The sequence below is a fragment of the Plantactinospora sp. B24E8 genome (genome assembly GCF_039871735.1).
In the GTDB taxonomy this organism is placed as follows: domain Bacteria; phylum Actinomycetota; class Actinomycetes; order Mycobacteriales; family Micromonosporaceae; genus Plantactinospora.
Map to the genome: position 1 here is coordinate 40,118 of NZ_JBDPMH010000018.1, position 13,571 is coordinate 53,688.

Here is a 13,571-nt window from a genome sequence, read left to right on the forward strand (position 1 = left end):
CTGCTGCTGCGCGGGAGGCCGGTGTCAACCTGAACACCGCGTACGGGTGGGTTCGTCGGGTGGGGCGTGACTCGACGCCCACCTCGCGGCGTCATCCGCGGCGGGATGAGTACGAACGGTTGCGCGGGCGGGTGCCGGTCGGGATCCGTCACCGGTCAGTTCGTGACACGCGGCAGTTCCCGGGACCTGCCCATGGCGCCGAGCCAGACCGCCGACGGCTTCGCGGTACGCGCGAAGGTCTCCGGGTCCACGGAGATCAGGCCGAAGGTGGGGGTGTACGAGCCCCACTCGTAGTTGTCCAGGGCGCTCCAGGCCAGGTAGCCCTGGATGTTCAGGCCGTCGGAGAGGGCCGAGGCAACCTCGTCCAGGGCCCCGGTGTAGTAGTCGACCCGGCGGGTGTCGTCGGCGGTCGCGATGCCGTTCTCGGTGACGATCAGCGGTACGTCGCCGACGATCCGCGCGGTGTGGCGCAGCGCGTGGCCGACCGCCGAGGGGTAGTACTCCCACTGGGTGAGGGTGCGCTCGACATCCGCCGGCGCCGGTACCGGACCCTCGGGTCCGATCTTCGTCCGGGTGTAGGACTGCACGCCGATCCAGTCGTCGCCGCGGGCGGCCTCGATGAAAACGTCCTCCCGGGGGTGGCGGTAGGCGGCGGTGACCTGCTCCGCACCGGGCAGGGGCTGGTACACCTGATTCGCCACGGACCAGCCGACCTGGATCTCGGGATTGATCGCCCGGACCGCCGCCCGCGCCGCGTGGTGGGCGGCGATGACCGCCTCGGTGGTCTCCGCGTCGGGGGCGGGCAGACCGGCCGGCGGGAAGCCGTGCTCACCGGACTTGGCCAGGCCGGCGATCACCGAGATCATGTTGGGCTCGTTGATGGTGCAAACGTGCCGTACGCCGGTACCGATGACCGGTGCGGTGGCCGTCACGTACCGCTCGAACAGCTCCACGGCGCCGCTGGCGGTCCAGCCGCCCCGGTCGGCGAACCACTGCGGCACGGTGAAGTGGTGGAGGGTGACCATCGGTCGCAGCCCGCGCTCGATCGCGCCCTCGACCATCCGGCGGTAGTGGGCCAGTTCCGCCCGGGAGAAGTGGCCCGGGGCCGGTTCGATACGGGCCCACTCGATGCTGAACCGGTAGTCGGTGAAGCCCAGTTCGGCCAGCAGGTCCATGTCCTCCCGCCACCGGTGGTAGCTGTCACAGGCGTCCAGGCTGGGCTCCTTGATGCCCGCGGCACCGGCCACCTCCTTACGCCACCAGTCGCTGTTGGTGTTGTTGCCCTCGATCTGGTGGGCGGCGGTGGATGCTCCCCAGAGGAAACCGTCCGGGAAGGGGGTCACGGCGTGCGTCATCGCTGCGTCTTTCTGGTATGGGGAAGGTTCGGGCCGGCGGGACCGGCCCCGGGCGGATCCGGCCCGGTGAACAGGGCCGGGGGTGGTGTCGGCTACTTGAGGCCGGCCGTCGCGATGCCCTGGGTGAAGTGCCGCTGCAGGGCGGCGAAGACGACCAGGACCGGCAGGACGATCAGGAGGGACCCGGCCATCAGCATGCCGTTCGACCCCGCCGAGCGGTTGGGGTCGGTGGCGAAGGTGGCCAGAGCGACCGGGAGGGTGTACTTCTCCGGATCGTTGGTGGCGATCAGCGGCCAGACGAAGTTGTTCCAGGAAGCCAGGAACGTGAAGATCGACAGCGTCGCCAGCGCCGGCTTGACCAGCGGAATCGCGACCCGCCAGAAGATGTACCACTCGCCGGCTCCGTCGAGGCGGGCCGCCTCCAGCAGTTCGTCCGGGATCGACTGCATGAACTGCCGCATCAGGAAGACTCCGAACGCGCCGGCGGCGAACGGCAGCACCAGGCCGGCGTACGAGTCCAGCAGCCCGAGGTTGCTCATCAGCACGAACAACGGCAGCAGCATCAGGTTGCCGGGCACCATCAGGGCGCCGAGCACGAGCCCGAAGACCTTGCTCCGTCCGGCGAACCGCAGCTTCGCCAGGGCGTAGCCGAGCATCGAGCAGAACAGCAGGTTGGCCACGGTGGTGAGGACCGCGACGATCACCGAGTTGGCGAAGTGGCGCGGCAGGTCGAGCCGGTCGAGCAGCTCGCGAAAGTTGTCCAACGTCCACTCGGTCGGGATCCACACCGGCGGTGACGCGGTCAGTTCACTGTTGGTCTTGAAGGCCGACAGGGCCATCCACAGGAACGGCGCGGACATGACCAGCAGGGCCACCGAGAGCAGGACGTACATCAGCGGCCTGCGGAAGCCGGGGCCGGTCCGCGCCGCCTCGGTGCGGGTCACGCTCATCGGGTGTTGTCCTTCAGCAGTCGGAGCTGGAGCGCCGTGATGGCCAGGATCACCACGAAGAGGACGTACGCCATCGCGCTCGCGTAGCCCATGTGGAAGAAGTTGAAGCCTTCGCGGTACATGTGCAGGGAGACGGTCAGGGTGTGGTTGCCGGGGCCGCCCTGGGTCATCACGAACGGTTCCTCGAAGACGTTGAGGTAACCGATCGTGGTGATGACCGTCGCATACAGCAGCGTGGGCCGTAGCAGCGGGACGGTGATCCGGCGCAGCTCCTGCCAGGTGCCGACGCCGTCGAGCCGGCCGGCCTCCCGTACCTCGGCGGGAATGGCCTGCAGGCCCGCGATCAGCAGCACCATGACCGTGCCGAGGTTGCGCCACACCGCCATGACGATCAGCGACGGCATCGCCAGCGCCCCGCTGCCCAGGAAGTCCGGGGCGGTGACGCCGATCTCGGCCAGCAGGCCGGAGATCAGGCCGTCCTGCGGGTCGAGGACAAAGCGCCAGATGACGGCGACCGCGACGATGCTGGTGACGACCGGCGCGTAGAAGCCGATCCGGAAGAAGGTCCGGGCCCGGTTGATGCCGTTGTTGAGCGCGAGGGCGGCGAGCAGGCCCAGCACGATGGTCGACGGTACGCCGACGACGACAAAGTACGCCGTGTTGAACAGGGCGGTGAGGAACTTGTCGTCCTGGAAGAGCTTGACGTAGTTGTCGACGCCGATGAACCGGGCGTGGAACGGGTCGGTGACGTCGCGCAGCCTGAAGTCCGTGAAGCTCATCAGCAGGGTGGCGATGATGGGCAGGGCCATGAAGACGCCGAACAGCACCAGGAACGGCGTGGAGAACAGCCATCCTGCCAGGTTCTGCACGCCGAGCGAGCCGCGCCGCCGGCGCGGCCCGCCGGCCGGGGGACGCGCCCCCGGCCCGGCGGATCTTGTCGCCGCGTTCGCGGCGACTTCGGTCGGGATGCTCATGACCCCTACTTCACGAGGCTCTCGATCTGGGACTGAGCGGTGTCCGCCGCCGATTTCGCGGAGGACTTGCCCTGGTCCACCGCACCGAGCGCGTCGTCGACCTTGGAGGTGATCTCGGTCAGGTTCGGCAGGGTCGGCGCCGCCTTCGCGGTCTCCATCTGCTGGCGGAAGATCTGCAGCTGGGGGCTCTGGGCGAGGTCACCGGAGTTCCAGGCGGCCTTGTTGGCCGGGAGGTCGGCGGTGAGCTTGTACCACTCAGCCTGGCTCTCGGCGTCGGTCAGGTACTTGATGAACTCCTTCGCCGCGGCCTTGTGCTCGCTGTCCTCGGAGATCACCAGGCTGGATCCGCCGGCCATCGAGGTGGAGGACTGGTCGGCCGGAACCGGGGCGATCGCCCACTTGCCGTCCAGTTGCGGGTACTGCTCCTTCAGGATGCCCATGTGCCAGGGGCCGGAGAAGAACATCGGGACGTCGCCGCTGTTGAAGTCCTTGGTGACGTCGTAGCCGGGCTGCACGCTCTTGCGGGACAGGCCCTTGTCGAAGAAGCTGCCGTAGTACTCGAACGCCCTGACGGCGGCCGGGCTGTTGATGGCGGCCTTGCCGCTGTCGTCGATGACCGCGCCGCCGGCGGAGTACAGGAACGGGTAGAAGCTCTGCACCGTGTCCAGGCCGCTCGGCTGCAGGTAGATGCCCCAACGGCTGCCGGCCTTCTGCTGCAGGGCGGCCGCGTCCTCCTGCAGCTTCTGCCAGGTGGCCGGGGGTTCGGTGATGCCGGCCTTCTCGGCGAGGTCGGTGCGGTAGTAGAGCACGCGGGTGTCGACGTACCACGGGACGCCGTAGGCGGTGCCGTCGGCGACACCCTGGTCCCAGCCGGCCTTGAAGAAGTCCTCCTGGTGGAAGACGGTGGTGTCCACCGGCTCCAGTACGCCCAGGTCGGCGAACTCGCCGACGTAGGTGCCGCCCATCTGTGCGATGTCCGGGAGGGTACGGGCGGCAGCCGCGGCGACCAGCTTCTGGTGGGCAACGTCCCAGCCGATCGGCGTCACCTCGATCGTGATGTGGGGGTGCTGCGCCTCGTACCGCGCGGCGACCTCGGCCAGTTTCTGGCCCTCGGTCCCCATGCCCCAGACCGTGAGCGTCTGCTTCTGGTCCGCCGCGACTCCCTCGCCTCCGCTGGAGTCACCGCACGCGGCAGCGGCCAGGGCGAGCCCGGCGATGGAGAGGGCGACCGCTGAGGTTCTGACGGCGCGATGCATGAGCGTGTTCCTCCTTGAACGCATATACGACTCCGATGTACGCATACACGACATGTAAGCGCTTCCTGTAAGCGCATACATGAACCCTTGTGCACGATGCCGGTCCGCACAAGTGGGCGTTGGTCACACTCTTGTAACAAGCGCGAGACAGATGGATGCCCTGGTCAGGACGGCGACGCAGAAAAACGGGAGGTGCGGGCAGCGCCGGCGGGACACCTCACACGGCCCCCTCCATCCGGGCGGACGCCCGGCAGACACCCGGCTTACCCCGGGGCGGAATCAGGGGCGAATTCTGTCGGATCGACCGGAATCAGCGGGAACAGCCACAGCTTTCGCGACAGACAACCGTGACCGGGAGCACAAGTGACCGGGGCGACTCGGCCTGTCCGCCGCTCAGCCGGCGTACCAGCAACTCGACGGCCTGCTCGCCCAGACTTCGCATGGGCTGACGGACGGTGGTCAGCGCGGGCCGCACCAGCCGGCCCAGCGGCAGGCCGTCGAATCCGGTCACCACGACGTCCTCCGGCACCCGCACACCGCGGCGTTCCAGGGTGTGCAGCGCACCCACCGCCATCTGGTCGTTCGCGAAGACCATGGCCTGCGGCGGCTGCCCGCCCCGGTCGAGCAACTCCTCCGCCGCCCGGGCGCCCTCCGCCTGGGTCATCGGGTCCGCCCGGAGGTCGGGCTCGTCACCGACGACGATCCCGGCCGCGGCACAGGCCTCCCGGTAGCCGTGGAACCGCGCCTGCGCGTCGGGCGAGATCTTGTCACCGCCGACGAAGGCGAGCCGTCGCAGCCCGTGGTCCTCGATGAGATGCCGGGTGAGTTCCCGCTGGCCGTCGCGGTTGGCGACCGCGATATGGTCGAGGTGGTCCAGTTGGCCGTCCTCGCCGGGGCCGGCCAGCACCACCACGGGCTGGTGGCGCGACGCCGCCTCCAGTTCCTCGGTCGACACGGTCTCGGCCAGCACCGCGAACCCGTCCACCCGCCCCGCCACCTTGGCGACCAGGCTCTCCGGTCCGCCCTTCAGCGAGGCCGCGATCAGCAACGCGTAGCCGTGCCGCCGGGCGGCCCGTTCCATCCCACGGATGATCTGGTCGGAGTAGAGCATGGCGACGTCGTCCTCGTCGTCGCCCACCTCGTGCTCGGCGTCCGGATCGGAGTAGTCCGGGAAGCACAGCCCGAGCACTCCGGTGGAGCGGCTGGCCAATCCCCGGGCGTTCCCGCTCGGGACATAACCGAGCTCACGAGCGGCCTCGAGCACCCGCATCCGGGTCTGCAGACGGACCGATTCCGGGGTGCGGTAGACCCGCGACACGGTGGCGATCGAGACACCGGACCGCTCGGCGACGTCATAGACAGTGGGAACAGTGCTCAATGAAGGAACCGGGTTCCTTTCCTTCTCGGGCGGGATGCCGGCGAACCGTGCCGACGGGGTACGGGGTACAGGGTCCGGCGGGGAGGCCGGTCCGCTGAAAGCGCATTCACACTATGCGCCAGCACGGCAAGGCGGGCAAGACCGCCGGCCCGGCGGCGGCGCCACCGTCAGCGACGCCACAACGGGGACGCTGATCACCAAAGGATTTTGTTCGGTTCCTACAATGGCCAGCGCACAGGGTTCAGTGGTTACGGCATGGCGCCGCAGGCCCGTAGCCAGGAAAGTGATCATTGCCGAGGGCTGCCGTCCTCCGGCGCGTCCGTCGCAGGCCTACCAGAGGGATCGGTCGAGTGTTCAGCCGTATCGCCATCGTCAACCGTGGTGAGGCCGCGATGCGGCTCATCCACGCTGTCCAGGAGCTGGCCGCGGAGACCGCGACGCGGATCGAGACCATCGCCCTCTACACCGACGTCGACCGCGACGCCATGTTCGTCCGCGCCGCGGACGTCGCCTACGACCTCGGTCCCGCCTCCGCGCGTCCGTACCTGAACCTGGGGGTGCTGGAGCGGGCCCTGGTGGAGACCCGCGCCGACGCCGCCTGGGTGGGTTGGGGCTTCGTCGCCGAGGACCCGGCGTTCGCCGAGCTCTGCGAGAAGATCGGGGTCACCTTCGTCGGACCGAGCGCGGAGGCCATGCGCCAGCTCGGCGACAAGATCGGCGCGAAGCTGCTCGCCGAGGAGGTCGGGGTTCCGGTCGCGCCGTGGAGCCGGGGTGCCGTCGGCACGCTGGACGCCGCCCGGTCGGCGGCGGCCGAGATCGGCTATCCGCTGATGCTGAAGGCGACCGCCGGCGGCGGCGGGCGCGGCATCCGCCTGATCACCACCGAGGCGGAGCTCGTCGACGCGTACGAGCGCACCAGCCAGGAGGCGGCGCGGGCGTTCGGCAGCGGCATCGTCTTCCTGGAGCGCCTGGTCACCGGCGCCCGGCACGTCGAGGTCCAGGTGATCGCCGACGGGCAGGGCACCGCCTGGGCGCTCGGGGTCCGCGACTGTTCGGTGCAGCGGCGCAACCAGAAGGTGATCGAGGAGTCGGCGTCGCCGGTGCTCAGCCCGGCGCAGGCCGCCGAGCTCAAGGCGTCGGCGGAGCGGCTGGCCCTCGCGGTCGGCTACCGCGGCGCGGCCACCGTCGAGTTCCTGTACCACCCCGGCGAGCGGATGTTCGCCTTCCTCGAGGTCAACACCCGACTGCAGGTCGAGCACCCGATCACCGAGTCGACCACCGGGTTCGACCTGGTGAAGGCGCAGCTGCTGGTGGCGTCCGGTGGCCGGCTCGAGGGCGAGCCGCCGGTCGAGCGTGGGCACGCCGTCGAGGCCCGGCTGAACGCCGAGGACCCGGACCGCGACTTCGCGCCCTCGCCGGGCCGTATCGCGCGGCTGGACCTGCCCGCCGGGCCGGGTATCCGGGTGGACACCGGCGTCAGCGAGGGTGACACGATCCCGGCCGCCTTCGACTCGATGATCGCCAAGATCATCGCGTACGGCCGCGACCGCGACGAGGCGCTCGGCCGGCTGCGTCGGGCGATGGCGGACACCCGGGTGATCATCGAGGGCGGCGCGACCAACAAGAGCTTCGTCATCGACCTGCTCGACCAGCCCGAGGTGATCGACGCCAGCGCGGACACCGGCTGGATCGACCGCGTCCGCGGCGAGGGCCGGCTCGTCGCGCAACGGCACTCCGGCGTCGCGCTGGCGGCGGCGGCCATCGAGGCGTACGAGGAGGAGGAGCGCGCCGAACGGCAGCGGCTGCTGGCCACCGCCTCCGGCGGACGCCCGCAGGTCCGGCACGCCAGCGGCCGGCCGTTGGACCTCAAGCTGCGCGGGGTCGGCTACCGCACCCGGGTGGCCCGGACCGGCGCCCGACGGTTCCGGGTCGGCATCGAGGTCGGTGGCACCGTACACACCGCCGACGTCGAACTCGACCGCTTCGACCGGCACACCGGACAGATCGTCGTCAACGACGCCCGGTACCGCGTGGTCAGCGGGACCCACGGGCCGATCCACCTGGTCGAGGTCGACGGGGTGACGCACCGGGTCAGCCGTGACGAGGGCGGCGTTGTCCGCTCCCCCATGCCCGCGCTTGTCGTCGCCACGCCGGTGCCGGTCGGCGCCGAGGTCGAGGCGGGCACGCCGGTGCTGGTCCTGGAGGCCATGAAGATGGAGACGGTGCTGCGGGCACCGTTCCGGGCACGGCTCAAGGAGTGCCCCGTCTCGGTCGGCAGCCAGGTGGAGGCCGGCGCGCCGCTGCTGCGGTTGGAGCCGCTCGCCGACGACACCGGGGCGGGCCAGGACCCCGCCGGGTCGGGCGCGTCCGTCGAACTGGACCTGCCCGGGGCCGCCGGTGAGGTCCCGGCGCGCCAGCGCACCGCACGCGGGCAGGAGGACCTGCGCGGACTGCTGCTCGGCTTCGACGTCGACCCGCACGACGAGCGCCGGGTACTCGACGGGTACCTCACCGCCCGGCGGGCCGTCGTCGCGCAGGGCCACCGGCCGCTGGCCGAGGAACTCGACCTGCTCGACGTCTTCGCCGACCTCGCCGTGCTGAGCCGTAACCGCCCGACCGGGGAGGACAGCGGCGCCGGCAGCCACGTCCACAGCGACCGCGAGTACTTCCACACGTACCTGCAGAGCCTCGACGTCGAACGGGCCGGGCTGCCGGCCGCGTTCCAGGCCCGACTCGCCCGGGCTCTCGGGCACTACGGGGTCACCGACCTGGAACGCTCCCCCGACCTCGAAGCCGCCGTCTTCCGGATCTTCCTCGCCCAGCAGCGCGCCGCCGTGGACGCCTCGATCGTGACGGCGCTGCTGCGTAGCTGGCTGCAGGAGCCGCCGCCGGACGAGACGGTACGCGAGCCCGCCGGTCTCGCCCTGGAGCGGCTGGTGGCCGCCACCCAGGTCCGTTTCCCGGTGATCGCCGACCTGGCCCGGGGTGTGGTGTTCGCCTGGTTCGCCCAGCCGCTGCTGCGCCGCAACCGCGCCACCGTCTACGCGAAGGTCCGCGAGCACCTGCGTCACCTGGACACCCACCCGGACGCGCCGGACCGTGCCGAACGGATCGCCGAGATGGTCCGCAGCACCGAACCCCTGGTCCGGCTGCTCGGCCGGCGACTGGTCCGCGACCACCTCGACAACGCGGTGATGCTGGAGGTGCTGACCCGGCGGTACTACGGCAACAAGGGACTCACCGCCGTGCGTACCCGGACCGTCGCGGACTGCACCTTCGTGGTCGCCGAGCGCGCCGACTCGGCCGTCGTCTCCGCCGGGGTACGGTTCGACGCGCTGGGTGAGGCGCTGCGCGGGCTCGCCGAACTCGCGGCTGGCGGGGACGCCGTCGACGCCGACATCTACCTCGCCTGGGAAAACCAGCCGGAGGACTTCGACACGATGGCCGAGCGCCTGCTCGCGGCCATCACCGCCGCTCCGCTGCCGGACCGGATCCGCCGGCTCACCACCACCGTCGCGGGACGCGCCGGTGCGGTGATGCACCACCACTTCACGTTCCGGCCCGCGGAGTCCGGGATGGTCGAGGACCGGCTGATCCGGGGCCTGCACCCGTACATCGCCCAGCGGATGCAGTTGGAGCGGCTGCACAGGTTCGACCTGACCCGGCTGCCGTCGGCCGACGAGGAGGTCTACCTCTTCCAGTGCGTGGCCCGGGAGAACCCGTCGGACCAGCGTCTCGTCGCGTTCGCGCAGGTACGCGACCTGACCGCACTGCGTGAGCAGGACGGCCGACTGGTGGCGCTGCCGACGACCGAGGACACCGTCGCCGCCTGCCTCGACTCGATCCGCCGCGCCCAGTCCCGGCGACCGTCGAAGACCCGGTTCAACACCAACCGGATCGTGATCTACGTCTGGCCGCCGAGCAACCTGACCCGCGAGGAGATGGAGACGATCGCCGGGCGGGTCCGCCCGACGACCGCTGGCGCGGGACTGGAGGAGATCCTGTTCATCGCGCGGCAGCGCGACCGGACGACCGGCGAGCTGATCAAGATCGCCGTACGGATCTCCTTCGACGCCACCGGCGCCGCCCAGCTGACCGTCGGCGAGCCACCGGTGGACCCGGTCGAGCCGCTCGACGACTACCGGCTCAAGGTGCTGCGGGCGAGCAGCCGCAACACGGTGTACCCGTACGAGCTGACCGGTCTGCTCGGCGACTTCGTCGAACACGACCTCGACGACAACCACGTCCTGGTGCCGGTCGAGCGGCCGAAGGGGCGCAACAGCGCGGCGATCGTCGCCGGTGTGGTCACCACCCCGACGTCCCGGCACCCACAGGGGGTCACCCGGGTCGTGCTGCTCGGCGACCCCACGAAGTCGCTCGGGGCCCTCTCCGAACCGGAGTGCCGCCGGGTCATCGCCGCGCTCGACCTGGCCGAACGGATGCGGGTGCCGCTGGAGTGGTACGCGCTCTCCGCCGGTGCCCGGATCTCCATGACGTCGGGCACCGAGAACATGGACTGGGTGGGTGCGGCGCTCAAGCGGATCGTCGAGTTCACCCAGGCCGGCGGTGAGATCAACATCGTGGTCGCGGGCATCAACGTCGGCGCGCAGCCGTACTGGAACGCCGAGGCGACCATGCTCATGCACACCAAGGGCATCCTGGTGATGACCCCGGACTCGGCGATGGTGCTCACCGGCAAGCAGTCACTCGACTTCTCCGGTGGCGTCTCCGCCGAGGACAACTTCGGCATCGGCGGCTACGACCGGGTGATGGGCCCGAACGGCCAGGCGCAGTACTGGGCGCCGAACCTGACCGCCGCGCGGGACGTGCTGATGTCGCACTACGACCACACGTACGTCGCCCCGGGCGAGACGGCACCACGACGGACCACCACCACCGACCCCGTGGACCGCGACATCTCGACCTTCCCGCACTCCGTGGCCGGCAGCGACTTCACCACCGTCGGCGAGATCTTCTCCGCCGAGAGCAACCCGGACCGCAAGAAGCCGTTCGACATCCGGACCGTGATGCGGGCGCTGGCCGACCAGGACCACCCGGTGCTGGAACGCTGGGCGGGGATGGCCGACGCGGAGACCGCGGTGGTGCAGGACGTGCACCTCGGCGGCATCCCGGTCTGCCTGCTCGGCATCGAGTCCCGGGCGGTGCCGCGGCGCGGCTTCCCGCCCACCGACGGCCCGGACACCTACACGGCGGGAACGCTGTTCCCCCGGTCGTCGAAGAAGGCGGCGCGGGCGATCAACGCGGCCAGCGGCAACCGGCCGCTCGTCGTACTGGCGAACCTGTCGGGCTTCGACGGCTCCCCCGAGTCGATGCGGAAACTGCAACTGGAGTACGGCGCCGAGATCGGCCGGGCGATCGTGAACTTCCGCGGCCCCATCGTGTTCTGCGTGATCTCGCGGTACCACGGCGGCGCGTTCGTGGTCTTCTCGAAGGCGCTGAACCCGGAGATGACCGTGCTGGCGTTGGAGGGCTCGTTCGCCTCGGTGCTCGGCGGCGCGCCGGCCGCCGCGGTGGTCTTCGCCGGCGACGTCGACGCCCGGACCGCGGCCGACCCACGGGTACGGGACCTGGAGACCCGGGCCGCGGCCACCTCGGGTACCGAACGCGCGGCGCTGACCGCGGAACTCGACGAGATCCGTTCGACGGTCCGGACGGAGAAACTCCGTGAGGTGGCCGCCGAGTTCGACCGGATCCACAACATCCAGCGGGCTGTGGAGGTCGGTTCCGTCGACGCCGTCATCCGGGCGGCCGAGCTTCGTCCCCGGGTCATCGAGGCCATCGAGTCACGGCTGCGGTGACCCGCCCGGGTGTGCCGGATGCTCAGCCGGCGGCGGCGAGCATCCGGCGCAGCTCGGCGGCGAGCGTGACGGCGGCGTCGATCTCCACCTTCCGGATGGAGACGCTCTCCACGTTGAAGCCGAACGGCAGACCGAGCCGCCGGCAGAAGGCGATCAGCTCGGCGGCGGTCGCCAGACACTGCTCGTACGACTCGGTGAGCGGGTCCTCGGCGTGCCGGAGGGCGTTCTCCAGCCAGCGGGGCACCTCGACACCGAGCCACTGCAGGAAGGCGAGGGTCTTCAGCGAGCCGCAGACCGAGAGGGTGAGGATCACCGGGCGGGGGGCCAGGCCCCGTTCCCGACAGGCGTAGCGGTAGTCGGAGAGCAGGCTCTTGGTCGCGGAGACGTCGTACACCACCTGGGTGACGAAGTAGTCGCAGCCGGCCTCCTGCTTGGCCAGCATCCGCAGGTGCTCGTCCCCGCTCCGGCTGTACCGCTCGGTGATCGCGACCGCGCCGAGCGGCAGCTCGGGCCGCAGTTCCCGGCGCAGCTCGTGGGCCCGCCGCAGCCGGGTGTGCACGGTCTTCTGCCCGGACGAGGCGCCGACAAAAACGCCGGCCACCCGGTCGGCGTCGACCCCGCCGAGCCACCGCGCCAGCTCGGGTTCCGGATACTTGCCGACGCAGCGGTAGACGATCACGGGACGTCGCCAGTCGCCGAGATGGTCGGCGTGGAAGACCGCCGGGTCGATCGTCGGCAGGTACGGGAACGGGCGGTCGGCCGGGTTCCGGTCGCTCTCGTCGTCGATGTCGTAGAGGACCAGCCCGTCCAGGTCCAGTGGCGCCAGCCGGCCGACGGTGACCCGGGCCACCTCCGCGATCTGCTCGGCGGAGGCGCTGCGCCGGGGCGGGGTGACCGCGAAGAGCAGGATGCCGGTGCGCGCCTGCGCGAGCATCGTCCGCAGCGGCGGTCGACGGCCGGGCGGCGTGGCGTCGTCCGGAACCGTCGGGTGGTCTTCGGAGTGGTCCGGCATGCCCATCAGGGTTACAGCTCCGTGACGACCACGTCGAGCTGACGCGGCCGGCCGGCCGCGACCGGCTGCTCCTCGACGGTGTACTTCAGGTCCCGCAGCGCCTCGACCAGTTTCGCCGGGGTGCGCGGCGCCGGACCCGCGCAGAGCAGGTCGCGGACCAGCCGCCCCTTGGTCGCCTTGTTGAAGTGGCTGACCACCGACCGCCGGGCCACCCCGCCGACGACCTGCTCGTGCAGGACCCGTACGGTCACCGTCCGCTCGGCGACCGGGCCGGTCGGCCGCCACATCGCCGCGTACCCGCTGGAGCGCAGGTCCAGGACCGGGCCGCCGCCGGCCAGCTCGGGCAGCACCGGGCCGAGCAGCTTCCGCCAGTACGAGGCCAGCCCGCCCACCCCGGGCAGGGTGACCCCGCCGGAGAGCCGGTACGCCGGAATCCGGTCCGCCACCCGCAGCACGCCCCACAACCCGGAGAAGACCAGCAGGTCGCGCCGGGCCCGGTCGCGGGCGGACCCGCCGAGGCCCGACAGGTCGAGGGCGTCGTAGAGCACCCCGGTGTAGATCCGGCCCGCCGGCTGGGCCGGCGCGGACCGCAGTGCGGCGTTACGGTCCAGTTCCGGGTCCTGCCCCAGGCTCAGCCCGAGTACCGCCCGGCTCCGCTCCCGGTCGGCGCCGGAGCAGAGCTGGCCCAGCGCGTCCAGCACCCGCTCCCGGGCGGCGGTCAGGTCCGGCCGGACCAGCCCGGCCAGCTCGGCCCGGCCGCCGGTGGTCGGGGCGGTCTTTCCCTCCGAGGGCGGCAACAGGATCAGCACAACCGGCAAGCCTACGCA

At 71.0% G+C, this 13,571-nt stretch carries 8 protein-coding genes; 1 reads left to right on the forward strand and 7 read right to left on the reverse strand.

The window, feature by feature from the left end; translation table 11 throughout:
* Positions 1-155: 155 nt before the first annotated feature.
* The 5 genes from ABGB21_RS23555 to ABGB21_RS23575 form a co-directional block, all read right to left on the reverse strand.
* Positions 156-1,355 carry a family 1 glycosylhydrolase gene (locus ABGB21_RS23555; protein ID WP_347656067.1) on the reverse strand — a complete coding sequence of 400 codons (1,200 nt, stop codon included), beginning with the start codon at positions 1,353-1,355 and terminating at the stop codon, positions 156-158.
* A 92-nt stretch (positions 1,356-1,447) separates the two neighbouring features.
* Entirely contained in the window at positions 1,448-2,305 is an 858-nt protein-coding gene (locus tag ABGB21_RS23560; protein ID WP_347656065.1) for a carbohydrate ABC transporter permease, read from the reverse strand.
* Positions 2,302-3,279, reverse strand: a complete 978-nt coding sequence (locus tag ABGB21_RS23565; protein ID WP_347679561.1) for a sugar ABC transporter permease — start codon at positions 3,277-3,279, stop codon at positions 2,302-2,304. The genes ABGB21_RS23560 and ABGB21_RS23565 overlap by 4 nt, the downstream gene beginning before the upstream one ends.
* 5 nt (positions 3,280-3,284) lie before the next feature.
* Positions 3,285-4,535 carry a sugar ABC transporter substrate-binding protein gene (locus ABGB21_RS23570; protein ID WP_347656061.1) on the reverse strand — a complete coding sequence of 417 codons (1,251 nt, stop codon included), beginning with the start codon at positions 4,533-4,535 and terminating at the stop codon, positions 3,285-3,287.
* 310 nt (positions 4,536-4,845) lie between these two features.
* Complete coding sequence (locus ABGB21_RS23575) at positions 4,846-5,913, reverse strand: LacI family DNA-binding transcriptional regulator (protein ID WP_347656059.1); 1,068 nt, start codon at positions 5,911-5,913, stop codon at positions 4,846-4,848.
* Positions 5,914-6,263: 350 nt separating this feature from the next.
* Here ABGB21_RS23575 and ABGB21_RS23580 point away from each other — a divergent pair, with 350 nt between their 5' ends.
* On the forward strand, positions 6,264-11,732 hold the full coding sequence (locus tag ABGB21_RS23580) for a carboxyl transferase domain-containing protein (protein WP_347679563.1): 5,469 nt from the start codon (positions 6,264-6,266) through the stop codon (positions 11,730-11,732).
* 22 nt (positions 11,733-11,754) lie between these two features.
* On the opposite strand, the gene ABGB21_RS23585 is transcribed toward ABGB21_RS23580, so the two are convergent.
* Positions 11,755-12,744 carry a methylenetetrahydrofolate reductase gene (locus tag ABGB21_RS23585; protein WP_347656056.1) on the reverse strand — a complete coding sequence of 330 codons (990 nt, stop codon included), beginning with the start codon at positions 12,742-12,744 and terminating at the stop codon, positions 11,755-11,757.
* Positions 12,745-12,755: 11 nt separating this feature from the next.
* On the reverse strand, positions 12,756-13,553 hold the full coding sequence (gene yaaA / locus ABGB21_RS23590; protein ID WP_347679565.1) for a peroxide stress protein YaaA: 798 nt from the start codon (positions 13,551-13,553) through the stop codon (positions 12,756-12,758).
* Positions 13,554-13,571 lie beyond the last annotated feature (18 nt).